Raw genomic sequence first — 24231 nt, 5'->3', positions numbered from 1 at the left:
CCGTGGCCGCATTGCCGCACGCTGTTGTGGTCGTCGGCGGTGGACCAGCCGGGCTCATGGCGGCCGAGACACTGAGCCGCGCCGGAGTCGGAGTTGACCTCTACGACGCCATGCCGTCGTTCGGGCGCAAGCTTCTGATCGCCGGCCGGGGAGGTCTCAACATTACTCACTCTGAAGCCGCGCCCCTGTTCTGCAGCCGCTATGGCCAGCGCCAGGCTCAAATCGCTCCGCTGCTCGCCGCTTTCGGACCCGCAGCCGTTCGCGAGTGGGCCCATGGCCTGGGCATCGATACCTTCATTGGCAGTTCGGGCCGCGTCTTTCCGAGCGGGATGAAAGCGGCGCCGCTTCTGCGCGCCTGGCTGCATCGCTTGCGTGATTCTGGGGTGCACTTCCACGTACGGCACCGTTGGCAAGGCTGGAGCAGAACGGAGGCGGGGGAAAGAACGAAGCTCTTGTTCTCGACCCCTGACGGAGATCGGCAGCACGAGGCCAAGGCCGTAGTCCTGGCCCTGGGTGGCGGCAGTTGGAGCAGACTCGGCTCGGACGGGCACTGGTACGCGCTGTTTGAAAAGGCCGGCATAGCTTTGGAGCCCTTGCGTCCGGCCAACTGCGGCTTCGACTGTGACTGGAGCGCTCACCTGCGCGAGCGCTTCGCTGGTCAGCCGATCAAGTCGGTTGTCGCTTCGTTTCAGGACTCGGAGGGGCACTGGCAACAACGGCAGGGAGAGTTCGTTCTCACCGCCAATGGTGTCGAAGGTAGTTTGATCTATGCCTTGTCGGCCCCGTTGCGCGACCGAATCGCGGCCATCGGTTCGGCGACCCTGCAACTCGATCTGTTGCCCGGGCGAGAACTGGCCAGCGTGATCAGTGAGTTGTCGAGACCACGCGGCACCCGGTCGCTCGCTGGCCACCTGCAAAGCCGCCTGCGGCTCAGAGGTGCCAAGGTCGCGTTACTACGTGAATGTGTCCCGGCGGACGATGTTTCCGACCCCGCACGCCTCGGCACGGCGATCAAGTCGCTGCCCCTGCGCTTGATCGCCGCGCGACCACTCGACGAGGCGATCAGCAGTGCCGGAGGCGTGCGCTTCGAAGCGCTCGACGAACGATTGATGCTCCTCAATTGGCCGGGAGTTTTTTGTGCCGGCGAAATGCTGGACTGGGAAGCGCCCACCGGCGGCTATCTGCTCACCGCCTGCCTGGCCAGCGGCCGTGCGGCTGGTCTGGGTGCGCTGGCGTGGCTAGGACGTTCGACCGGTGCAGTTCCCGCGTCGGTCTAGACTTGCTATAGTTCGCGCTGCGCACCGCCAGCGGGTCAGCTTTCACCTTCCGCCGGCGGCTTTTGTTTTGCTGCCGCCGAAGGTTTTCGCGATGAGCATCACCCCGAGCCATCTCCACTTTCCGCCCGAGATCCTGCGCGACATCGCGCGACGACGAACCTTCGCCATCATTTCCCACCCGGACGCGGGCAAGACGACGCTGACGGAAAAACTGTTGCTGTTCGGCGGCGCGATACAGCTCGCCGGGACCGTCAAGGGGCGCAAGAGCGCTCGCCATGCGACTTCCGACTGGATGGAAGTGGAAAAGCAGCGCGGCATCTCGGTAACCAGTTCGGTGATGCAGTTCGACTATCGCGACCACACGATCAATCTCCTCGACACGCCGGGCCACGAGGATTTTTCCGAGGACACCTACCGTGTGCTGACCGCCGTCGATGCGGCAGTGATGGTCATCGACGCCGCCAAAGGTGTCGAAGCGCAGACCATCAAACTGCTAAACGTCTGCCGCATGCGTAACACGCCAATCATTACTTTCGTTAACAAGTTCGACCGCGAGGTACGCGAGCCTTTTGACCTGCTCGAAGAAATCGAGTCCGTCCTCGGCATCGAATGCGCGCCGGTCACCTGGCCGATTGGCATGGGCAAAACTTTTCGGGGCGTCTACCACCTGTTGAACGATCGTCTGCTTCACTTCGCCGCTGGCCAGGAACGACGCAGCGAGTCGGAGCCTTTAGACGGTCTCGCCAACCCTCTGCTCGACGCGCAGTTTCCCGCCGAGGTGGGAAAGCTGCGCGAAGACGTGGACCTGATTCAGAGCGCCAGCAGCCCTTTCGATCTGGTGGGTTTTCTCGCCGGGCGCCAGTCGCCCGTTTTTTTCGGGTCAGCGATCAACAACTTCGGTGTCCAGGAGATTCTCCAGGCGCTGCTGGATTGGGCCCCCCCACCGCAAGAGCGCGACGGCGGCACACGCCGAGTGCAACCCGGCGAGGCGACCTTCACCGGCTTCGTGTTCAAGATTCAGGCCAACATGGATCCCAAGCATCGTGATCGGATCGCGTTCTTCCGCGTCTGTTCGGGCCGCTACACGCCGGGCATGAAGGTCAGGCACCTACGCCTGGAACGCGACATGAAACTGGCCAACGTGCTGACTTTCATGGCCAACGAGCGTCTGCTGATGGAGGATGCGGTCGCCGGGGACATCATCGGCATTCACAATCACGGCAATCTTCACATCGGCGATACCTTGAGCGAGGGAGAGGCGCTAAGCTTCAAAGGAATTCCCTACTTTTCGCCCGAGCTTTTTCGCGTCGCGCGCTTGCGCGACCCACTGAAGAGCAAGCAACTGTTGAAAGGTCTGCAGGAACTCGGCGAGGAGGGAGCGATTCAGGTTTTCGAGAATCTCGCCAGCGGCGCACTGCTGCTCGGTGCTGTCGGCTACCTGCAGTTCGAAGTCGTCGCGCAGCGCCTGCAAACCGAGTACAAAGTCGACGCGATATTCGAACCGGCCGACATCTACACGGCGCGCTGGTTGAGCTTTCCGGACGACGCGACACGCCGCAATTTCGAGCGTGAGCAACTCCACCGAATGGCGAAGGACGTCGACGGCAACCCGGTTTACCTGGCCAGCACGCGTTACAACCTGGAAGTGACGAGCGAGAAATGGCCGCGCGTCGGCTTCCTCGACTCGCGGGAACACGGACAGCTACTCGCTTGACGCCCCACCAAGCGCACTTTCCAGAGAAAGACGACCGATGCCAGACAGCCTGCCTGCCCTGAGTTTTCTCGAAGCACGCATTCTCGGCGTGTTGGTCGAAAAGGAAAAGACTACTCCCGACACCTATCCGCTGACGCTGAACAGCCTGACCGCGGGCTGCAATCAGAAGTCCGCGCGCGATCCGGTGACGAATGTCAGCGACAACGAAGTGCAATCAGCACTGGAGAATTTGCGTAGCCGCGTTCTGGTGCTCGAAACCTACGGCGCGTCTGGACGCGTACTGCGCTACGCGCACAACTTCGGCCGCGCCTATGGCCTACCGACGGCGAGCGTCACTCTGCTGGCCATAATGGTACTGCGCGGCGCGCAAACCGTCAGCGAACTGCGCGCCAACAGCGAACGCCTGTACCACTTCGACGACAGCTCCTCGGTGGAAGCTTATCTGCAAGAACTGGCGGCGCGCGGCGGCGGCCCGCTCGTCAGCCGGCTGCCGAAGCAGGCCGGCGCGCGCGAGCATCGCTGGGCACACCTGCTGTGTGGTCCGGCCACGCTAGGCCCCGACGCTGCGCCGCAGGAAACGACCCGGGCAACCGCCGCCCTGGAAGAGCGTGTGGCTCGCCTGGAGATGGATCTGGCTGAACTGCGGGCGACGATAGCGGGAATCACGCGCTAGCGCCCAACCTCGGTAGCCGAACGCAAGCGGCGATTTGCCTGTCGCCGCCGCATCGATCACCAACCGGCGAGGATGACTTTCTCCGCCCAGAATAGCGCGGTAACCGTTTTCGCATCAGTGATAACGCCGCTCCTCACGGCCGCCAGCGCATCTTCAAGCGACAGACTCAAGAGGTCGAGAAACTCTCCTTGGTCGGGTTTGGGCGCGGATGCGCGGGATACGGAACGGGCGAGAAATATCTCGATTCGCTCGTCCGAGTAGCCTACACAGGGATGCATTGTTCCGAGATGGCGCCAATCACCTGCCACGTGACCGGTTTCCTCGCGCAGCTCCCGGATAGCGGTTTGGAGAACTTCCTCGCCCGGATCGATCTTGCCGGCCGGCAGCTCGAGGAAGCTGCGGTGCAGCGGATAGCGGTGCTGTCGCACGAAGAGCATACGGCCATCGTCGGACAAGCCGATGACCACCACCGCGCCCTGGTGTTTCACGTATTCGCGCAGCCTTTCCGCGCCGTCCGGCAGGCGCACGCGATCACAGCGCACGTCGAGCAGTTTGCCGCGAAAAACCTGCGTGCTGTCGAGTGGCTCCTCGCTCAGGTGTCGGTATTCGTCGTCCATTCTGAGACTCCCAATGAAAACGCCCCGCCTGGCGGGGCGTGGGCGATCGACCGAGCAGCGCTCAGAGTGAGCGCAGAAGCGCGACGGCGCAAAGCGACATCAAGGCTTGCGGAAAAATCCCCAGCAAGGCCACCGCCAGACCGTTGGCTGAGATCAAAACCTTCATGTCCATCGGTGCCTCGATGGGTGTGGCATCGATGGGCTGATCGAAATACATGATCTTGACGACGCGCAGATAATAGAAGCAGCCAATCAGCGAAAAGAGTACCGCGACGATCGCCAACCAGAGCTGACCAGCCGCGACGACCGACTGCAATACGGAGAATTTGGCAAAGAAACCGACGAAGAACGGTACTCCCGCCATCGAAAACATCATCATCATCATCAGTGCGGCGAACCAGGGGCTGCGCTTGTTGAGGCCCTTGAGGTCATCGAGATCATCCGATTCGACGCCGTTCCTGGCCAGCAAAAGAATCATGCCGAATGTGCCCGCGCTGGTCAGGACATAGGTCACGACGTAGAACATCGACGCGCTGTAGGCACTGATAGAGACGAAGGGCGCATCGCCGCCGACGACGCCGGTGACCAAGCCGAGCAGCATGAAGCCCATGTGGGAGATCGCCGAATACGCCAGCATGCGCTTCAGATTAGTCTGCGCGATGGCAGCAACGTTGCCGATGGCCATGGACAATACGGCGAGCAGGATCAACATCGACTGCCAATCCGAAGACACAACGATCAGGCCGCTGACCAGCATGCGGATGACGATCGCGAAGGCGGCTAGTTTCGGTGCGGTGGCGATAAATAGCGTGACAGCCGTCGGCGCGCCATGATAGACGTCCGGAATCCACATGTGAAACGGAACGACTCCCAGCTTGAAAGCTATCCCTGAAACCAGGAAGACCACACCAAATACGAGAATCGTCCGGTCGACCTGGCCGGTGTCCAAGCGCTCGGCGACCGCCCTGATCTCGAGCGTACCGGTGGCACCGTAGATCATCGACATGCCGTACAGGAGAAGACCTGACGCCAGCGCACCCAGCACGAAGTACTTCATCGCCGCCTCAGTTGCCGGTACCGAATCGCGATTCATGGCGACCATCGCGTAGAGCGACAGCGAAAGCAGTTCAAGCCCGAGATAGACGGTCAGGAAGTGATTCGCTGAAATCATCACCATCATGCCCAGTGTGGCGAAAAGCACGAGGACGTAATATTCGCCCCTGGCCATCTGTTCGCGTTCGAGGATGTAGCCGCGCGAGTAGAACAGCACGACGAGCACCGTCAGGTAAAGCAGCAGTTTCAGCAAGTCGCTCAGGAGATCGCCAACGTACATATTGCTAAAGGTATAGCCGACGTCCGCGGAAGTCATCGCAAAGGTAAGGACCGCTGTCGCGACCAGGGTAAGCTGCGTGGCGACGAATGTCAGCGTCCGCTTCTTGTCTTTGACAAAGAGATCGAGCAAAAGGATCAGGCAAGCCATCGCCAGCATGAAGATCTCCGCACTAGCGAGTCGAAGATCAGGCGTCTGGAACTGCATGTCGGCAAGAGTCATAGCGGCTACCAATTATTGGATCTTGCTGAGGGCGACGTGACGCAACAACTCGTTTACAGAGCTGTGCATGACTTCAGTAAAGGGCTGCGGATAGAGACCCATGCCCAGCGCACCAAGCGCGAACAGTACAAAAATGAAAAACTCCCGGGCGTTGATGTCGGCGAGTTCCGCGACATGGTGGTTGGCCACGGCACCGAACACCACTCGCTTGTACATCCACAGAGTATAGGCCGCACCGACGACCATCGTCGTCGCTGCCGCAAAGGCTATCCAGAAGTTGTAGCCGACGGCGGCGAGGATGACCATGAACTCGCCGACGAATCCGGAGGTGGCCGGCAGACCGGCGTTGGCCATCGCAAAAAGCATGAAGAATGCGGCAAATTTCGGCATCTTGTTGACCACACCGCCGTAGTCGGCGATCTGCCGCGAGTGCGCCCGATCGTACATGACGCCGATCGAGAAGAACATCGCACCGGAAACAAAGCCGTGAGAAATCATCTGTACGAGCGCACCCTCGATACCCATGGCGCTGAAAATGAAGAAACCGAGAGTCACGAAACCCATGTGCGCAATCGACGAGTAGGCGACGAGTTTCTTCATGTCCTCCTGGGCCAGGGCGACGAAGCCGATGTAGATGATGGCGATCAACGACAGTGCGATCACCAGGCCGGCCAGTTGGTGCGAGGCATCCGGCGCGATCGGCAGGGAAAAGCGCAGGAAGCCGTAGGCACCGAGCTTCAGAGCGATCGCCGCGAGGACGATCGATCCACCGGTCGGTGCTTCGACGTGGGCGTCTGGCAGCCAGGTATGCACCGGCCACATCGGTACCTTGACTGCGAAAGCAACCAGGAAGGCGAGGAACAACCAGGTCTGCGGCGCCATCCCGAGAGGCATTTGGTGCCAGTCAAGAATAGAGAAGCTGCCGCCCGATTTCAGGTACATGTAGATCAGCGCCAACAGGAACAGCAGAGACCCCAGAAGCGTAAAAAGGAAAAACTTGAAGGCCGCGTAAACGCGGTTCGGACCACCCCAGATACCGATAATCAGGTACAGGGGGATCAACGACGCTTCGAAGAAAACATAGAACAGCAGACCGTCGAGCGCCGAAAATATGCCGTTCAACAAGCCCGACATGATCAGGAAACCGGCATTGTACTGCGCCACCTTGCTGTCGATGACCTGCCAGCCGGCAAGTACGACCGTCACCGTGATGAAGCTGTTGAGAATGACGAACAGCATCGAGATGCCATCGACGCCGAGATGATAGTTGACGTTGAAGCTGGGAATCCAACTCTTCAGCTCAACGAACTGCATGGCCGGCGTATGCATGTCGAAACCGGTATACAGCGGTATCGTCACCAGCAGGCCGGCGACGGCACCCAATAGCGACAGCATTCTTGCCAGCGGTGCGTTACGATCCGATCCCGTTGCCAGAACCAGTAGCCCGGCAAGAATCGGAACCCAGATGGCAAGAGAGAGAAGCGGCGTGCCTGACATATCGTTCCCAGTCTTTCTCTAGCTCAGGCGCGCGTGACCCAAAGGGTCATCAAGACGAACACGCCGATGATCATCGTAAAAGCGTAGTGGTAAATGTGACCGGTCTGGAACAGGCGAGCCACGGCGGATAGCCAGCCGACAAGGTGCACCGCACCGCTGACGATGACACCGTCGATCAGGCCGGTGTCGCCGCCTTTCCACAATCCCCGTCCAAGCAGACGTGCACCGCCGGCAAAGACGACATCGTTGAACTTATCGAAGTAGTACTTGTTGTCGAGCAGGGTGTACAGCGCGCCAAAACGGCTCTTGATGGCGGCCGGAATGTCCGGGCGTTTCATATATAGAAACCACGACAACGCGACGCCCAGGAAAGCCAGCCAGAACACGGCCGTGGTCACGGCGTGCGTTGCCATGGCAAAAGCGCCGTGGAAATGATGGGCAAGTTCCTTCATTACCGGATGCGCGCCCGAATCGACGAAAATCGACTGCTTGAAGAAATCGCCGAACAGCATCGGTTCAATTCCGATATAGCCGATGACCACCGAAGGTATCGCCAGCATGACGAGGGGCAAGGTCACCACCCAGGGCGTCTCGTGTGGCTTCTGGCCCGGCGCGAGCCCATGATGGTGTCCGGCATCATGGTCATCGCTGGCATGATGTGCATCGTCGTGCGCCGAATGGTCGTCGTGGGCCGAGGCGTGACCGGCCTTGGCAGTGGCCACCGTTTCGGCATGATGTGGCACCTTGCCAAAACGTTCCTCACCGTGAAATACCAGAAAGTACATCCGGAAAGAATAGAAGGCAGTGACGAAAACGCCAGCCATCACAGCGAAATAGGCAAAGCCGGAACCCGGCAAGTGCGACAGAGCCACGGCCTCGATAATCGAATCCTTCGAATAGAACCCGGCGAAGAACGGTGTCCCAATCAGCGCCAGCGAGCCGATCAGGGAGGTAATCCAGGTGATCGGCATGTACTTGCGCAGACCGCCCATATTGCGTATGTCCTGGTCGTGGTGCATGCCGATGATCACCGAGCCGGCGCCGAGGAACAGCAGCGCCTTGAAGAAAGCATGTGTCATCAGGTGGAAGATGGCCACCGAATACGCGGAAACACCCAAGGCAACAGTCATGTAGCCAAGCTGCGACAGTGTCGAATAGGCCACCACACGCTTGATGTCGTTCTGGATGACGCCGAGAAAGCCCATGAACAGCGCCGTTATCGAACCGATCACGACAACGAACGAGAGCGCCGTATCAGACAGCTCGAAGAGTGGCGACATGCGGGCAACCATAAAGATGCCGGCCGTGACCATCGTCGCCGCGTGGATCAGCGCGGAGATCGGTGTCGGACCTTCCATCGAGTCCGGCAACCAAACATGCAGAGGGACCTGCGCCGACTTGCCCATCGCGCCAATGAACAACAGGATGCAGATGGCAGTCATCAGTGCGACGCGGCCCTCGCCGAACAACGCGATGCTTGTCTCGCTGGCGAGCGATGGCGCTTTGGCGAAAACGGCGGTGTAATCGAGCGTTCCAAAATAGGTGAGGACGAGACCGATACCGAGAATAAAACCGAAGTCGCCGACGCGGTTGACCAGGAAGGCTTTCAGATTGGCGAAAATCGCCGTCGGCCGGGTGTACCAGAAACCGATCAGCAAATACGAAACCAGGCCAACCGCCTCCCAGCCGAAGAAGAGCTGCATGAAGTTGTTGCTCATGACGAGCATCAACATCGAAAAGGTAAACAGCGAGATGTAACTGAAAAAACGGTTGTAGCCAGGATCGTCCTGCATGTAACCGATGGTGTAGATGTGAACCATCAGCGAAACCGAGGTGACGACCAACATCATGGTCACCGTCAGTTGATCGATCAGAAAACCAACCTCGAAACGATACTCTCCCGACGTTAGCCACTGGTAGACCGGCCCATTGTAAGTATTGCCCGCCATCACGTCCTGAAAGATGACGAACGAGACGAAGCACGCCACGGCAACGCCGGCGATCGTTACGGTATGCGCCATCCAGCGCGGAATCACCCGGCAGAAAAGGCCGGCGATGATCGCGCCGACAAGCGGCGCCAGAGGGACCATCAGGTAGAGCTTTTGCATTTCCATGTTCAACCCTTCAGGCTGTCCAGATCATCCACATGGATGGTTTTCAGGTTACGGAACAGCACCACCAGAATCGCCAGCCCGATTGCCGACTCGGCAGCCGCGACGGTCAGGATAAAGAAAACGAAGACCTGCCCGGCGAGATCCTGCATGTAGTGGGAAAAGGCAATGAAGTTCATGTTCACCGCCAGCAGCATCAGCTCGATCGACATCAGGATGATGATCAGATTCTTCCGGTTGAGGAAAATGCCAACGACGCTGATTGCGAAAAGGATCGCGCCCAGGATCAAAAAGTGGGACAGTGTAAGCAAGGTGCCTCCCTGATTCCTTCTGCATTGAGCGGCCAGGCTTGGCCGCGCCGTCTTATTCTCGTTCTTGGTGTGCCGCCTGAAGTGCGCTCAGTCCCTCTTCTCGGCGGGCATCTGAAGCACGCGGACTCGATCCCTGGCCTTGACGAAGACTTGCTGCGACGGGTTGACCGCCTTGTTCTTTCTCCTGCCGCGCTGAGTCAGGGCGACGGCGGCAACAATCCCGACGAGAAGGATCACTGAAGCGAGTTCGAAGGGGTAAACATACTCCGTGAACATCAGGCGCCCGACGGCCTGAACGTTGCTTTCGTCGGCCGCCGTCTGGCGAACGCCGCTCTCCAGGAAACCCAGGTAGTTGCCGCCGAGCACCATACCCATCTCGGCCACCATCAGCAACGCGATGATCGAACCCAACGGCAGGTAACTCCAAAATCCTTCGCGCAAACGATCGAGGTTGATGTCCAGCATCATTACTACGAACAGGAAGAGGACCATAACCGCACCGACGTAGACCAGGACGAGCGCCATGGCCAGGAACTCGGCCTGCAGAAGAACCCACACGCCACTCGCTGTAAAGAAGGCAAGAACCAGGAATAGCGCGGCGTGCACCGGATTGCGCGCAGTGATCACACGCAACCCCGCAAACACCAGGATCGCCGAGAGAAAATAGAAAACGAAGGTCTTGAATTCCATCGCGTCGGCCTGTCAGCGGTATTTCGAGTCGAGTTCGCGGTCGGCAGCGATCTGCGCTTCGTAGCGGTCACCATTGGCCAACAGCATCGGCTTGGTGTAATAGAGGTCGCCACGTGTTTCCCCGTGGTACTCGTAAACCCGGGTTTCGACGATCGCATCGACCGGACAAGCTTCCTCGCAGAAACCGCAAAAGATACATTTCGTCAGATCAATGTCGTAGCGCGTCGTCCGGCGCGACCCGTCGTCACGCTGGTCGGACTCGATCGTAATCGCCATCGCCGGACAAACGGCCTCGCACAGCTTGCACGCGATACAGCGTTCCTCGCCGTTCGGATACCGTCGCAGGGCGTGCAATCCGCGGAAGCGGAAACTCTGCGGAGTTTTCTCTTCCGGGTACTGAACGGTAATCTTGCGCGCAAACATGTAACGCCCGGTCACTGACATTCCCTTGAACAGTTCCCTGAGCAACAGGCTGTTGAATACTTCCTTCATCGAACCCATGGCTAGCCTCTCACTTCCAGATGTTCATCGGCGACATCATCCAGCAGCCGACGACGACCAGCCAGATCAGACACAAGGGTATGAACACTTTCCAGCCGAGACGCATGATCTGGTCGTAGCGATAACGCGGGAAAGTAGCGCGAATCCAGAGGAAGAAAAAAAGGACGGCAGATATCTTGAGGAACAGCCACAGGATGCCGTCGGGCAGGAAACCCACCGGAGATAGCCAGCCCCCCAGGAAGAGTGTCGAGGCCAGCGTCGACACCAGGATCATGTTCGCGTATTCGGCAAGAAAGAAAACCGCGAAAGCCATTCCCGAGTACTCGACATGGAAGCCGACGATTTCCGATTCGCCCTCCGCCATGTCGAACGGCGCGCGGTTGGTTTCAGCGACGATAGACACCAGATAGACGACGAACATCGGCAACAGCGGCAACCAGTTCCACGACAGAAAACCGAGCCCCTTCTCCGCAAAATAACCTTTCCCCTGACTATTGACGATGTCGCCCAGGTTGAGACTGTTGGAAACCATCAAAACCACCACCAGCGCCAGACCCATGGCGACTTCGTAGGAGATCATCTGCGCCGCCGAACGCATTCCCCCAAGGAAGGCATACTTGGAGTTCGAGGCCCACCCCGACAGGATAATTCCATAGACGCCGATCGAAGTAATCGACATGATGTAAAGGAGGCTGGCGTTCACATTCGCCAGCACCAGCGTATCGTTGAAAGGAACGACCGCCCAGGCGGCAAGGGCCGGAGCAAAAGCGAACATAGGCGCAATCAGAAAGACGCCCTTGTTGGCACCGGTCGGAATGACGACTTCCTTGAGCAAGAGTTTCAAGCCGTCGGCGATCGGCTGGATCAGTCCCCAGGGGCCGACGCGATTCGGGCCGATGCGCACTTGCATCCAGCCGATGACCTTGCGTTCCCAGAAAGTCAGGTAGGCAACCGCGAGGAGTAGTGGCGCGATGATCAAGACGATCTTGAGAAGCACCCAGACCAGCGGGAACAAGGATCCAAACAGACCCTGCAGCAGCCCTTGCAGCGCATCCACCATCACGCACGCTCCACGTTGATCGCACCGAACATTTCACCCAGTGCCGCGGTCGCACGATGCGCGGCGGCGACCCGAACACAGCCGACCGGCACGGTCTCGTCCAGCCGTGCGACGAGAACAGCCTCGCCGGAGCACTGCTTGACACGTACCGAAGCGCCGTCGCTGGCGCCCACGGTCGCCAGCGTTTCCGCGTTCATGCGCGCTGTCGGCAGCGCCGCGTCAGTCGTCCTCTGCAGCGCCGCCGCTCGCCGGACCAGCGGATCGGACTGGTAAATCGGCACATCGGCGATGCGTTGCAAAGCCGCACCGGTGGCCGGCAAGACCAAGGCTACGCCATTGAGGCCGTTACCCAGACCGCTGACGAAACCCTCGCCAGCCGGAGCCACCTCGTCGCGCACCTGCTCGCTCGATTCGTAGTCGAAGCCAGGCAGGTCGAGCAAGTTACCCAGCACACGCAGCACCTTCCAGCCAGGCCGAGCATCGCCCAGAGGTCGGACGACACCCTTGAAGCTCTGCAAGCGACCTTCGGCATTAACGAAGGAGCCCGAGGTCTCGGTAAAAGGCGCCGTCGGCAGGAGGACGTCCGCATAGTCGCGCACCGTGCCGTCCTTGAAAGGCGTCAACGAGACCACCAGCCTCGCCTCACGAAGCGCAGACAGGGCCTGCTGCGGATCATGGCAATCAAGTTCCGGTTCGACGCCCAGCAAGACATAAGCCTGACGCGGCTGGGCGAACATTTCATACGCGTTGAGCGCCGTCGGCAAGGCCTTCGCGACGTAGCCACCGACACTGTTGGCTGCTTCGCCGATGAAGCCGCAGCTCGCGCCGGTGATCCTCGCCAACTCGACGGCCAGAGCATGCAACTGTGCCGCCTGCGGATGCTGCTCGGCAGCGTTTCCCAGGAAGATGGCACGCTTTTCGCCGTCCAACAAGCTCCTGGCTATCGCCTGGCTGACTGCGCAGGGATCAATGGATTCGAGCCCCGCGGCAACCGTCTCACCCTTCAGTTGAGCCGCCGCCTTCACGACAGCCGCCAAAGCCCGCGGCAACTCAGCGGGGGACACGCTGAGTTGCGCGTGCAGCTTGATCAGTGGATCATCGGCCCCCAAGCTCAACAGGCTTACCTTGCCCCACTTCTTGGCGAGCTGACGCAGACGCTGGGCGAACAATGGGTGGTCCTTGCGCAGGAAGCTGCCGACCACCAGCGCCGCATCGAGATCCTTGATTTCCGACAAACGGAGACCAAGCCAAGGGACTCCGCCAAGCTTGCCGTCGCTCGAGAAATCGCGGCGGCGCGGGCGGAAATCGATGTTGCCCGAACCTAGCGCGCGGACCAACTTCTGCAGCAAGTAGATTTCTTCGAGCGTCGCGTGCGGTGAGGCCAGCCCGGCCAGGGCCTGGCCGCCGCTACTGCCGACGATGTCCTTGAGCGCGTGCGTGACGTAATCGAGCGCAATGTTCCAGTCGACTTCGCGCAGCGAACCATCGACACGAATCATCGGTTTCGTTAGCCGCGCCGGAGAACCCAAGGCTTCGTAGGAAAAGCGCTCCCTGTCCGCTATCCAGCACTCGTTCACGTCTTCGTTCTCGCGCGGCAGAACACGCATGACGACGTTGTTCTTCACCTGCACCGAAAGATTGGCACCAAGGCTGTCATGCGGGCTGATCGATTTGCGACGCGCCAGTTCCCAACTGCGCGCTGCATAACGAAACGGCCTGGAAGTGAGGGCGCCGACCGGGCACAGATCGATCATGTTACCCGAAAGCTCCGAGTCGACCGACCGTCCGACGAAGGTCATGATCTCCGAATGCATGTTGCGATTGGCCATGCCGAGTTCCATGACCCCAGCAACTTCCTGCCCGAAGCGAACGCACCGCGTGCAATGAATGCAGCGCGCCATTTCCTGCATTGATATCAGCGGACCGACATCCTTGTGAAAGACGACTCGCTTCGCTTCCTGAAAACGTGAGGCGCCGCCGCCATAGCCGACCGCCAAATCCTGCAACTGGCACTCACCGCCTTGGTCGCAGATTGGACAGTCGAGCGGATGATTGATCAGCAGGAACTCCATCACGCCCTTCTGCGCCTTGATAGCCAGATCAGAATGCGTGAACACCTTCATGCCGTTGGTCACCGGCGTTGCGCAGGCCGGCAATGGCTTGGGCGCTTTCTCGACCTGGACCAAACACATGCGACAGTTCGCAGCGATCGAGAGCTTCTTGTGGTAGCAGAAATGCGGGATATAGGCGCCAATCTGCTGCGCGGCGTCCATAATGGTGCTGCCATCCGGCACATGCGCTACCTTGCCGTCGATTTCGATTTCCATCGTGTCGGACCCTAAACCGTTGCCGTGAAGAAGCCACTGCCAGCACGCTGGACATCAACGGGCACCAGGCACTTCTTGTGTTCGATGTGATAGGCGAACTCGTCACCGTAGTGCTTGACGAAGCTCTGGACCGGCATCGATGCCGCATCGCCAAGCGCGCAAATCGTGCGGCCCATGATGTTGGTGGTAATGCTGGCCAGCAAGTCGAGGTCATCGCCGCGCCCCTGGCCATGCTCGATCCGATGCACCACCTTGTACAGCCAGTTGGTTCCTTCGCGACAGGGCGTACACTGCCCGCAAGACTCTTCGTAGTAAAAGAAGGAAAGGCGCTCGAGCGCCTTGACCATACAGGTCGTTTCATCCATGACGATGACGGCCCCCGATCCCAGCATCGAGCCAGCCTTGCTGATCGAGTCGTAGTCCATAGTGCACTCCATCATCGTCGCCGCGGGGACCACCGGTGACGATGAACCACCAGGAATGCAGGCTTTCAGTTTCCGGCCGCCGCGCATGCCCCCGGCCATCTCGAGCAGAGTGACGAACGGCGTGCCAAGCGGAACCTCGTAGTTCCCCGGCCGATTGACGTGGCCCGAAACGGAAAACAGTTTGGTGCCACCGTTATTTGCCTTGCCCACCTCCAAAAAGTGCTCGCCGCCCAGATTGAGGATGTAGGGGATCGAAGCAAAGGTTTCGGTATTGTTGATCGTCGTCGGCTTGCCGTACAGACCGAAGGAAGCGGGGAATGGTGGCTTGAAGCGTGGCTGACCCTTCTTGCCCTCGATCGACTCGAGCAACGCCGTTTCCTCGCCGCAGATGTAGGCCCCGTACCCGTGGTGCGCGAAAAGCTCAAAACTGAAACCCGAACCGAGAATGTCCTTGCCGAGAAAACCGGCGGCCCTCGCTTCGTCGAGCGCTTCCTCAAAGCGTTCGTAGATCTCCCAGATCTCCCCGTGGATATAGTTGTAGCCACGCGTCGCACCCATCGCAAAGGCGGCGATGGCCATTCCCTCGATCACCGAGTGCGGGTCGTAACGCAGAAGATCACGGTCCTTGAACGTACCCGGCTCACCTTCATCAGAATTACACACCACATACTTGTCACCCGGAAACGAGCGGGGCATGAAACTCCACTTCAGTCCGGTCGGAAAACCCGCACCTCCACGACCCCGAAGGACCGATTTCTTGACCTCGTTGATCACGTACTCTTGCGGCAACTTCTCTTCGAGAATTCGTCGCAAGGCAGCGTAACCACCCCGCCTGACGTAGTCGGCGAGACGCCACGCCTTGTCACCGCCCTCGAGACCGACGCTGAGCATCGGATTGATCGCACCGAGAATCGCCATTACTTGAGCTCCGCCAGCAACTTGTCGATTTGCTCGGGATTCATCCAGCTACACATGCGGCGATTGTTGACGATCATCACCGGCGCATCGCCACAGGCCCCCATGCACTCGCCTTCCTTGAGGGTAATCAGCCCGTCCGGAGTAGTTTCGTTGTAACCGATTCCGAGTTTCCGCTTGAGGTACTCGCCGGCGTCGACACCCCCGGTGAGCATGCACGGCAGATTGGTACAGACCGAAAGCTTGTACTTGCCAACCGGCTCGAGGTCGTACATGTTGTAAAAGGTGGCCACCTCGTACGCTGCGATAGGCGCCATACCGAGATAAGCGGCGACAAACTCGATAGCTTCACTCGAAAGCCAGCCCCGTTCCTGCTGGGCGATGGCGAGCGCCGCCATCACCGCCGATTGTTTCTGGTCGGCCGGGTACTTGGCAATCTCGCGGTCGATTCTTTTGAGGGATTCTGAAGTCAGCATCAGCGGTCAATCTCGCCAAAAACTACGTCCTGCGAACCAATAATCGTCACCACATCGGCCAGCATGTGACCGCAAACCATTTCATCCATCGCCGACAGGTGGACATACCCCGGCGGTCGTATCTTCAGGCGATAAGGCTTATTCGCACCGTCGGAAATGACGTAGATACCGAACTCTCCCTTGGGATGTTCCACCGCCGAATAAACTTCACCCTCGGGCACGTGCATACCTTCCGTGCACAGCTTGAAGTGGTGAATCAGTTCCTCCATATTCGACTTCATGGCTTCGCGGCTAGGCGGGGAAACCTTGTGGTTGTCCGACATCACCGGACCTGGATTCCGCCGCAGCCAGTCGATACATTGCTTGAGAATGCGATTCGATTGCCGCATCTCTTCCATGCGAACGAGGTAGCGATCATAAGAATCGCCGGTTTTACCAACCGGAATGTCGAAATCTAGACGATCGTAAACCTCGTAGGGCTGTTTCTTGCGAAGATCCCAGGCGATTCCTGAGCCGCGCAGCATCGGTCCCGTGAAACCGCGCTGCAAGGCACGCTCCGGTGAGACGATTCCGACATCGACCAGTCGCTGCTTCCAGATCCGGTTGTCGGTGAGCAGCGTTTCGTACTCGTCGAGCAGCTTCGGGAAGCGGCTCGCAAAATCGTCCAGGAAATCCAGCAGCGAACCGCTGCGCGCCTCGTTGAACGGCTTGATCTGGGCCGCGCTCTTCCACTTTGATTCCTTGTACTGCGCCAGACGATCAGGCAGGTCGCGGTAAACGCCACCCGGCCGGTAATAGGCGGCATGCATCCGCGCACCGGACACCGCCTCATAGGCGTCGACCAGATCCTCGCGCTCACGGAAGGCATAAAGCACCATCGTCATTGCCCCGACATCGAGGCCATGACAGCCAACCCACAACAAGTGATTCAGGATGCGCGTGATCTCGTCGAACATTACCCGGATATACTGAGCCCGAAGCGGTACTTCGATCTGCAACAGGCGCTCGATAGCCATGCAATATGCATGCTCATTGCACATCATCGACATGTAATCCAGACGATCCATGTACGGCACCGACTGGATCCAGGTCTTGGTTTCGGCCAGTTTCTCGGTTGCCCGATGCAGCAGACCGATATGGGGATCGGCGCGCATCACCACCTCGCCGTCGAGTTCGAGCACCATCCGCAGGACGCCATGCGCCGCCGGGTGCTGCGGTCCGAAGTTCAGGGTGAAGTTACGAAGTTCAGGCATTTTCGGCTTTCCCGTAGGTCGCTTCGCGAACGATCCGCGGCGTGATCTCACGCGGCTCGATGGTCACCGGTTGGTAAATCACCCGTTGCTGTTCGGGGTCGTAGCGCATTTCGACATAGCCAGAAATCGGAAAATCTTTGCGGAACGGATGGCCGATAAAACCATAGTCGGTGAGTATCCGACGCAAATCGTGATGCCCCGGGAAAACGATGCCAAAGAGATCAAAAGCTTCGCGCTCAAACCAGTCGGCAACATTCCAGACTGCCGTCACCGACGGTACCGAAGGGAAGTCGTCGTCGGGCGCAAAACACCGAACGCGTAGCCGCCGGTTTCGGGAAATGGAGATCAGGTGGCTGACTACGGCGAAACGTTTGCCGTCGCGCCGCACACTGGCGTAGGCCGAATAATCGACGCCGCAGAGATCGATCAACTCCTCGAAAGACAACTCAGGCTCGTCGCGAAGCGTCTGCATCACGGCAAGATAGTCGGCGGCATCGACTTCGATGGTCACTTCGCCGAAGGCTATCTGCAGGGACTTAATCCGATCTCCGAGGTGCTTTTGCAGACCCTGACTCAGCGCTTCCAGCGTGACAGACGACATGGCTCACTCTCGATGAGGGTTTTCAACGGGCAATGGTATTGGTACGACGAACTTTGTTCTGTAGCTGAATCAGCCCATAGATCAGCGCTTCGGCCGTCGGCGGACAACCCGGCACATAGATGTCGACCGGAACGATCCGGTCGCAGCCGCGAACCACCGAGTATGAGTAGTGGTAGTAACCACCGCCATTGGCACAGGAACCCATCGAAATCACCCAGCGCGGTTCGGCCATCTGATCATAGACCTTGCGCATCGCTGGAGCCATCTTGTTGGTCAGCGTTCCGGCGACCACCATGACGTCCGACTGCCGAGGACTCGGGCGAAAGACGATGCCGAAACGGTCGAGGTCGTACCGCGAACATCCGGCGTGAATCATCTCGATCGCGCAGCAAGCGAGCCCGAAGCTCATAGGCCAAAGCGAGCCGGTGCGCACATAGTTGATCAGCTTGTCGGCCGTAGTGGTAACGAAGCCTTCTTGAAGAATACCTTCAATGCCCATTACTCACTCCCAATCCAGCGCACCCTTGGCCCAGGCATAAATATATCCGACGACCAAAATGGCGATAAAAACCAGCATTTCGATGAAACCGAACCATCTCACTGACTCGGTCTGCACGATTTCCCTAAAGATCGTTGCCCATGGCAAAAGGAACGCCACTTCGAGATCGAACAGGATAAAAATAATGGCGATGAGATAATAGCGCACGTCGAACTTCATGCGCGCGTCTTCGAAGGCCTCGAAACCGCATTCGTAGGGAGAAAGCTTTTCGCTGTCGGGGCGATGCGGCGCCACGATGAGTCCCGTCAGAACGGGCGCAAAACCAAAAGCGACGCCAACCAGGATGAAGACAAATACCGGGAAATAACTTTCCAGCATCATTCGCCCCACAAGCACTTCGATTCAGACTGCAGCCACCCGCAGCGGATGACATCTCCTGGTGCCGACGATGAGACTCGAACTCATACGACCGAAGTCACTACCCCCTCAAGATAGCGTGTATACCAATTTCACCACGTCGGCATTGCCACAGAGAGGGACGAGTTAACCGAGGGCTGCTGCACTTCCCGTCCCTCCCGCCAAACCAATTACTTTGGAATATCCTTTGCTTTCGAATCCGGTTCTCCCGAGCTCGCCGCCTTGTCAGCACCACTCGCCGGGCTCACCGGAACAGGCGAAGAGTTTACTGCATCCTGCATCACACTGCCAGCCGTTTTTGGCTTGCTTGAAGCAATATAGGCCAGCGACAGACTAGTCATGAAGAAGATGGTCGCCAGCACTGCGGTGGCGCGACTCAGGAAATTAGCCGAACCTGTTGCCCCGAACAGGCTCCCGGAAGCGCCACTACCGAACGCCGCGCCCATGTCGGCGCCTTTGCCGTGCTGAACCAGGACGAGACCTATGACTCCTATCGCCGCCAGGATGTGCACCACCAAGACCACCGAAAAAAGATAATCCATATAGCCTCTCACTCGACCCGACGCTTGACAAGAAAGCCTGACAATACTGGCCCGCACAACGGCGAAAGCTCGCCGAGCAGAATTTTCGAACGGGCCAATTGCCGGCCGAAAAAACTTTGGAAGTATAGCGGCTGCGCGCTAAGCTGGTCAATCGACTCCTAGGTACGGAACCCGTAATCTGCGCGACCTATACTGCTCCAAACGAGGAGTGCGATCAGCCCGCATTCCCCTCCAGGCCATTGATGATCGGCGTCAAAGCATCCACCGGGTAAACCAGCGGTACCATGGTATCGTCGATGAGGGTGAACACGCCGACTTGGTCGGGATGGGCACTGAACAGCACGTGATGATTGGCGATAGCGTCGACGTTCAACCACAGGGTCCCTTCGCGGTCGATCGGCGTATGGCCGACGATGAAAGGCGTCTTCGGATCGACCTGCAGCGCGCGGCGGAAGCGCTTTACGTCACGGCGGTTGTAGCCCTGGGGGCGGTTTGCACGATACAGGCGGTTGTTGATCAGCTCCAGAACCAAGTCCGGATGACGATGAATCTGCACCAGCATCTCCCGGTTGACCTTGGTCTTCGGCGCTGCCGCATGGCTCGCCAGGAAATTCGGCGAAACCGCGACATAGGGCAACAGCCGATAGAATTCCCCCATCGCTTTCAGATAGGCGGTACCGCGCCGCTCGCTGAGTTCCTTGGCCCACAAGAGGCCCTGCGGAATTCCGTCCTTGGCGATGTCCTCGGAAAAGGAATCGTGGTTGCCACGAAGGTAGAAGACCTGCTCCGGGAAACGCAACTTGAGTCGGAAAATGAGATCCATCAACACCATCGACCCGACCATCTCCCTGAGTTGCCCATCCACCTCCGAGTGCACGGCGTCGCCCAGTATCACCAGAACCGCACTGCCGTCTTCCAGTGCTTCGAGAAAGGCATTCTGGCTCAACACCGTCAAGAGATTGTCCACCTGAGCGTGCAGGTCGGCGACCAGGATCGGAGTCACTGTCGGCGGCAATATCAGCAGACCACCCGGCAGGCCACGGTCGTCGCGCGGACGATAGACCTCATCACGCAACAGGCGAATGACCGCCTCGATCAACGCCAAGGCTTCGTCTCTCGCCAAGGCTTCGATCGGGCCGCCAAAAATGTCGCGCAAGCGCCGCAACTTGCTCATGCGGATCGATTTGACCTCGTCGAGCATCGGTGCAATGGCCGTTCCCGCATCGCTCAAATTACGAAAAACCAGTGCATCCCGACCGTAGATCACGACGAGGTGCTGCTCATCGACGGCCGAAGGGTAGTCGAACATCGCTTGTTGGGTTGCGTCCCCGGAACCCAGGGCCAGCCAGCTCTTCGGGCTGAGCCGTAGAAAGCCACCGATGCGACGAAGATGGGTGCGCGGGTCGAAAATGATGAAACTGCTGAGCCGGATCGTCTCGCCCCGCTGGTTTAGACGAGTTTCCGGGTACAGGTGAAGGCGCCTGTCATTCAAGCCCAGAGTGATCTCGATCGGAATGCCGTCGAGCGGTACACGCACCTTGGTGCTGCCCAGCCGATAAGCGTCGCCGAGCTTCAGGTTATGGCCCCAGCCAAATCCGAGCCGGGCAGAGATCGCCTTCAACCGGGCGACAAGACTCGCTATGCGGCGGGGGCGTCTGGCAGTACGCCTCTTCACGGCAGAGGCCGGGCGCCGACGAAACGCCTCGGAGCGCTGTCCATCCCTTCACGGAGATAGACGTAGAAACCCTTCTCATGCAGAAACTCCGCGACACGGCGAAACACCTCGAGTTGCGCCGTGCAGATCGCCAGGCTGAGTTGGGCGTCCACCGGATGCGTGCTATGCCGTGCCCGCTCGCTACGCCGCTCGAAGACGAGATCCGCAGGCGGCAGCAGGAACTCGAACACATAGCGCCGATACCAGTCGACTGAGAAAAAAAAGCGCTTTCGTGGCGGCAACACCAGGCGAGCAAAGTCGACCAGCGGCAACGGGTTGCGATCTAGAAACTCGGCATCGAAAACCGACACTGCGTTTTCAAGACCGACGAAAGGCATTCCCAAGTGAATTTCACGCGGTCGAACCGAAAGAATTTCCGATCGCCACCAGTGCTTCTTTCCGAGATCCAGATAGCCTTCCTCAGACCAGCCGCCGAGGTGCACGATCAAGGTGCTCTTGCCGGCACCCGGAGGACCGGTCACCAGAATCTGGCGATAGCGAATATCAGCCGGAAAGTCGATGCCCTTGTAGTTCTGCAGCGACTCGACGAACTGGGTGGGCAAGTCGGCCATTGCTTCAGGCTGGCCGGCTCGGCGAACCGCCCGCCGACGCCCGCCCGGTAGATCGACGACTCGTCACCACTCTAGGAAAACGACGCTTTGAGGCCATGGAACACGATGGCCGCGAGGAGGCCGCCAACCGGAACCGTGATGAACCACGAAACGACGATTCCGCTCACGACTCGCAGGTCGAGAGCGCCGATACCACGGGCGATGCCGACGCCCATCACGGCACCAACGGCAATATGCGACGCCGAAACCGGCAAACCCAGACCGGAAGCTGCCACGGTGACGAAAGCGGCGGCGATCGTCGCGCAGTAGGCCCGGGTCGGCGTCAACTCGGTGATTTTGTGGCCAAGCGTGGCCATCACTTTGTAGCCATAGGTCGCCAGACCGACGACGATTCCCAGGCCACCGATGAGCAGCATCAAGGGTGTCACCGGCGAGGTCGCCGACACCGCCCGCGTCTCGATGATCTGGATTGCTGCCGCCATCGGACCGATACCATTGGCCACGTCGTTGGAACCGTGCGCGAAGGCCATCGCCGCCCCGGTCAACACCATCTGTGGGATGAACAGTCGCTCGACGCTGGCATGCTGGGAGGCTCGATCGGCATGCGCGCCGAGTTTGACGCGCTTCATCATCAGCCAGGCACCTACGGCGACGACGATACCGATCGCGACCGCCAGTAGCCGACCTTCGAGAATGCCAAAATTGATGTTGATGTGCTGCAGACCCCTGGCAATGACGATCAGCGAAACGACCCAGCCGACCAGAAAAGCATAAACTGGCCCCCATTTACGCGCCTGACCAACCGGGTCGCGAGTGTTGAAAATGAACCGCCGGATGCTCAGGGTCAGCGACAGGGCAACGATTCCACCAAGCACCGGTGATATGAACCAACTGGCGACGATCTCACCCATCTTCTCCCATTGCACCGCGTCGGAGCCAAGAGCGGCCACGCCGACGCCGCAAACGGCGCCGACGATGGTATGCGTCGTGGATACCGGCCAGCCGCGTAAAGTGGCAACCATCAGCCAGATGCCGGTGGCCAACAAGGCGGCGAGCATCCCGAACATCAGCAGATGCGGCACCGGCGCAAAACGTGCGCCATCGATGATACCTTGCGCGATCGTGTCAGCCACTTCGCCGCCCGCCAGATAGGCGCCGAGAAACTCCATTACGGCGGCCAGAACGACGGCCTGCCTGACCGTGATGGCTCCCGACCCGACGGTGGTCCCCATGGCGTTGGCAACATCGTTAGCTCCTATGCCCCAGGTCATGTAAAGGCCGCAGCCGAAAGCCAGAGCCAGAAAAACGGATTGATGCTGAGCGATGATCTCCATGCGGCAACCCCTAGCGCCCGGGTCGAAGACGTGACGGACGAGCGCGATGCCTGCCAGCGGCACGATCTCTCCGAAAAAACACCTCGCTAGCGCGACGACTCCGGAGGCGGAGACGCCAACCGCGAAGCCTTCGCTTCACCCACCGCTCACGCCCGACGGCCACGCCGACAGGCACCCCTCCACCGAGCGTGAAGGCTACAAATCTCATCATCGGGCTTGGCTCACCTGGTCAACCAACGGCGCTAGCGGCGGGCAATCAGCAGACGCAGTACCTCTCCCACCCGCTCAGCGTGGTCGGCCAGCGTCCCGACCCACTGGATCAACTGATACCAGAACATCACGGACACCGGCTTGTGGTTATCCTCCTCGGCAAAAAGCGCTCGCGCCAAGTCCATTCCCATGACATCCGTATCACTCTCCATATGCCCGAGTTCGATGACCATTGCCTGCACACGCTCGGCAGGACGACCGCGGAAGCCGCTCTCCAGGAGCTCGTCGATCTGCTCGATGATCTGGTGCGCCAGTTCGCAGGTATCGACGCAACGAGCTACCAACCGCATCAGCGGTTCGGCCATGCCTGCCGGCACCTCCATCCGGCGCTCGACCAGCAAACCGGCGATATCCTGCGCCGTGTCGGCGATCGCGTCCTGCATGGCCAGCAGTTCGAGAAGGTCCTGCCGGTCCACGGCAAGGAGCAGGCTGCGCGGCAAGTGGTCGCACATGTCGGCCCTGATCGCGTCCGCTGCGCTTTCCTTGACGAAAATCCGGTTTTTCTGCTCTTCGAGCTGCTCCTGGTCATTGTCGATCAACGCCCGAAAAAGGGCCGGAACCTCACTGACGCATTCGATGACGACGCGCATGTGCTGCTGCAGCGGCTTGAACGGCGATCTGCCAAACAACGCTGCTATCGGGTTGGTCGGTAACATCGGTGCCTCCGTTGACGCGCTTGTAAGCTCCTGCAAAATGGAGAAACGGACATCCATAGCCCGGGGCGGCGACCAGCACCGGCCATCGCCCCGGCAAACCGGCGACGCTCCGCTTCCGGCGCAGATTGTAGTCCGAAGTTCGCCATCCGTGAGGCTTTGCCACTCAGTGCTCATCCGACGCGCCTGCGGTAGCGGGTGGTCGTTTCGCGCGCTTGAGTTCCGTGCCC

The 24231-nt window shown here is 59.4% G+C and carries 23 protein-coding genes and 1 tRNA gene; 3 read left to right on the top strand and 21 right to left on the bottom strand.

Annotation, left to right across the window (positions count from 1 at the left end; all coding sequences use genetic code 11):
* Nucleotides 1–2 precede the first annotated feature (2 nt).
* The 3 genes from Q1M07_RS04665 to Q1M07_RS04655 all read left to right on the top strand — a co-directional run bounded on the left by Q1M07_RS04665 (nt 3) and on the right by Q1M07_RS04655 (nt 3664).
* Nucleotides 3–1277, top strand: a complete 1275-nt coding sequence (locus Q1M07_RS04665) for a TIGR03862 family flavoprotein (RefSeq protein WP_300451344.1) — start codon at nt 3–5, stop codon at nt 1275–1277.
* A gap of 91 nt (nt 1278–1368) precedes the next feature.
* Nucleotides 1369–2991, top strand: a complete 1623-nt coding sequence (locus Q1M07_RS04660) for a peptide chain release factor 3 (protein ID WP_300451341.1) — start codon at nt 1369–1371, stop codon at nt 2989–2991.
* A gap of 37 nt (nt 2992–3028) precedes the next feature.
* On the top strand, nt 3029–3664 hold the full coding sequence (locus Q1M07_RS04655; RefSeq protein ID WP_300451338.1) for a YceH family protein: 636 nt from the start codon (nt 3029–3031) through the stop codon (nt 3662–3664).
* A gap of 56 nt (nt 3665–3720) precedes the next feature.
* On the opposite strand, the gene Q1M07_RS04650 is transcribed toward Q1M07_RS04655, so the two are convergent.
* The 21 genes from Q1M07_RS04650 to Q1M07_RS04550 all read right to left on the bottom strand — a co-directional run bounded on the left by Q1M07_RS04650 (nt 3721) and on the right by Q1M07_RS04550 (nt 24004).
* The gene (locus tag Q1M07_RS04650) at nt 3721–4281 is read right to left on the bottom strand and encodes an NUDIX hydrolase (protein WP_300451334.1); all 561 of its coding nucleotides are present in this window, start codon (nt 4279–4281) and stop codon (nt 3721–3723) included.
* A 61-nt stretch (nt 4282–4342) separates the two neighbouring features.
* The gene (gene nuoN / locus Q1M07_RS04645) at nt 4343–5818 is read right to left on the bottom strand and encodes an NADH-quinone oxidoreductase subunit NuoN (protein ID WP_300451492.1); all 1476 of its coding nucleotides are present in this window, start codon (nt 5816–5818) and stop codon (nt 4343–4345) included.
* Between the two features lie 27 nt (nt 5819–5845).
* Nucleotides 5846–7330 carry an NADH-quinone oxidoreductase subunit M gene (locus Q1M07_RS04640; protein ID WP_300451331.1) on the bottom strand — a complete coding sequence of 495 codons (1485 nt, stop codon included), beginning with the start codon at nt 7328–7330 and terminating at the stop codon, nt 5846–5848.
* 23 nt (nt 7331–7353) lie between these two features.
* Nucleotides 7354–9444, bottom strand: a complete 2091-nt coding sequence (gene nuoL, locus Q1M07_RS04635) for an NADH-quinone oxidoreductase subunit L (RefSeq protein WP_300451328.1) — start codon at nt 9442–9444, stop codon at nt 7354–7356.
* 2 nt (nt 9445–9446) lie between these two features.
* Entirely contained in the window at nt 9447–9752 is a 306-nt protein-coding gene (gene nuoK, locus Q1M07_RS04630) for an NADH-quinone oxidoreductase subunit NuoK (protein ID WP_186407231.1), read from the bottom strand.
* 87 nt (nt 9753–9839) lie between these two features.
* On the bottom strand, nt 9840–10442 hold the full coding sequence (locus Q1M07_RS04625; RefSeq protein WP_300451323.1) for an NADH-quinone oxidoreductase subunit J: 603 nt from the start codon (nt 10440–10442) through the stop codon (nt 9840–9842).
* Between the two features lie 12 nt (nt 10443–10454).
* Complete coding sequence (gene nuoI / locus Q1M07_RS04620) at nt 10455–10943, bottom strand: NADH-quinone oxidoreductase subunit NuoI (protein ID WP_300451321.1); 489 nt, start codon at nt 10941–10943, stop codon at nt 10455–10457.
* Nucleotides 10944–10953: 10 nt separating this feature from the next.
* On the bottom strand, nt 10954–12003 hold the full coding sequence (nuoH, locus tag Q1M07_RS04615) for an NADH-quinone oxidoreductase subunit NuoH (protein WP_300451319.1): 1050 nt from the start codon (nt 12001–12003) through the stop codon (nt 10954–10956).
* A complete protein-coding gene (nuoG, locus tag Q1M07_RS04610; protein WP_300451317.1) occupies nt 12003–14330 on the bottom strand; it encodes an NADH-quinone oxidoreductase subunit NuoG in 2328 nt (775 codons plus the stop codon). The genes nuoH and nuoG overlap by 1 nt, the downstream gene beginning before the upstream one ends.
* An 11-nt stretch (nt 14331–14341) precedes the next feature.
* Nucleotides 14342–15646 carry an NADH-quinone oxidoreductase subunit NuoF gene (gene nuoF / locus Q1M07_RS04605; RefSeq protein WP_300451489.1) on the bottom strand — a complete coding sequence of 435 codons (1305 nt, stop codon included), beginning with the start codon at nt 15644–15646 and terminating at the stop codon, nt 14342–14344.
* Between the two features lie 26 nt (nt 15647–15672).
* Complete coding sequence (nuoE, locus tag Q1M07_RS04600) at nt 15673–16146, bottom strand: NADH-quinone oxidoreductase subunit NuoE (protein ID WP_300451316.1); 474 nt, start codon at nt 16144–16146, stop codon at nt 15673–15675.
* Nucleotides 16146–17399, bottom strand: coding sequence for an NADH-quinone oxidoreductase subunit D (locus tag Q1M07_RS04595; RefSeq protein ID WP_300451315.1), 1254 nt, complete (start codon nt 17397–17399; stop codon nt 16146–16148). Before Q1M07_RS04595 ends, nuoE begins: the two co-directional genes overlap by 1 nt.
* Nucleotides 17392–18000 (bottom strand): NADH-quinone oxidoreductase subunit C, encoded by a 609-nt coding sequence (locus Q1M07_RS04590; protein ID WP_300451314.1) that lies wholly within the window; start codon nt 17998–18000, stop codon nt 17392–17394. The genes Q1M07_RS04595 and Q1M07_RS04590 overlap by 8 nt, the downstream gene beginning before the upstream one ends.
* 22 nt (nt 18001–18022) lie before the next feature.
* Nucleotides 18023–18499 carry an NADH-quinone oxidoreductase subunit B family protein gene (locus Q1M07_RS04585; RefSeq protein ID WP_300451313.1) on the bottom strand — a complete coding sequence of 159 codons (477 nt, stop codon included), beginning with the start codon at nt 18497–18499 and terminating at the stop codon, nt 18023–18025.
* A gap of 3 nt (nt 18500–18502) precedes the next feature.
* Nucleotides 18503–18877: an NADH-quinone oxidoreductase subunit A gene (locus Q1M07_RS04580; RefSeq protein WP_300451486.1), complete on the bottom strand. Its 375-nt coding sequence runs from the start codon at nt 18875–18877 to the stop codon at nt 18503–18505.
* Between the two features lie 59 nt (nt 18878–18936).
* Nucleotides 18937–19021 (bottom strand) — tRNA-Leu (locus tag Q1M07_RS04575).
* Between the two features lie 65 nt (nt 19022–19086).
* Nucleotides 19087–19458 carry a preprotein translocase subunit SecG gene (gene secG, locus Q1M07_RS04570; RefSeq protein WP_300451312.1) on the bottom strand — a complete coding sequence of 124 codons (372 nt, stop codon included), beginning with the start codon at nt 19456–19458 and terminating at the stop codon, nt 19087–19089.
* A 214-nt stretch (nt 19459–19672) separates the two neighbouring features.
* A complete protein-coding gene (locus Q1M07_RS04565) occupies nt 19673–21079 on the bottom strand; it encodes a metallophosphoesterase (RefSeq protein WP_300451311.1) in 1407 nt (468 codons plus the stop codon).
* A 50-nt stretch (nt 21080–21129) separates the two neighbouring features.
* Complete coding sequence (locus Q1M07_RS04560; protein ID WP_300451310.1) at nt 21130–21744, bottom strand: serine/threonine protein phosphatase; 615 nt, start codon at nt 21742–21744, stop codon at nt 21130–21132.
* Nucleotides 21745–21815: 71 nt separating this feature from the next.
* Entirely contained in the window at nt 21816–23078 is a 1263-nt protein-coding gene (locus Q1M07_RS04555) for an anion permease (RefSeq protein ID WP_300451483.1), read from the bottom strand.
* 242 nt (nt 23079–23320) lie between these two features.
* On the bottom strand, nt 23321–24004 hold the full coding sequence (locus tag Q1M07_RS04550) for a TIGR00153 family protein (protein ID WP_300451309.1): 684 nt from the start codon (nt 24002–24004) through the stop codon (nt 23321–23323).
* Between the last annotated feature and the right edge of the window lie 227 nt (nt 24005–24231).

It is taken from the genome of Accumulibacter sp. (assembly GCF_029255285.1).
Taxonomy (GTDB): domain Bacteria; phylum Pseudomonadota; class Gammaproteobacteria; order Burkholderiales; family Rhodocyclaceae; genus Accumulibacter.
The sequence above is the reverse complement of the archived record's forward strand: the minus strand, read 5'-3'. Positions and strand labels throughout refer to the sequence as shown.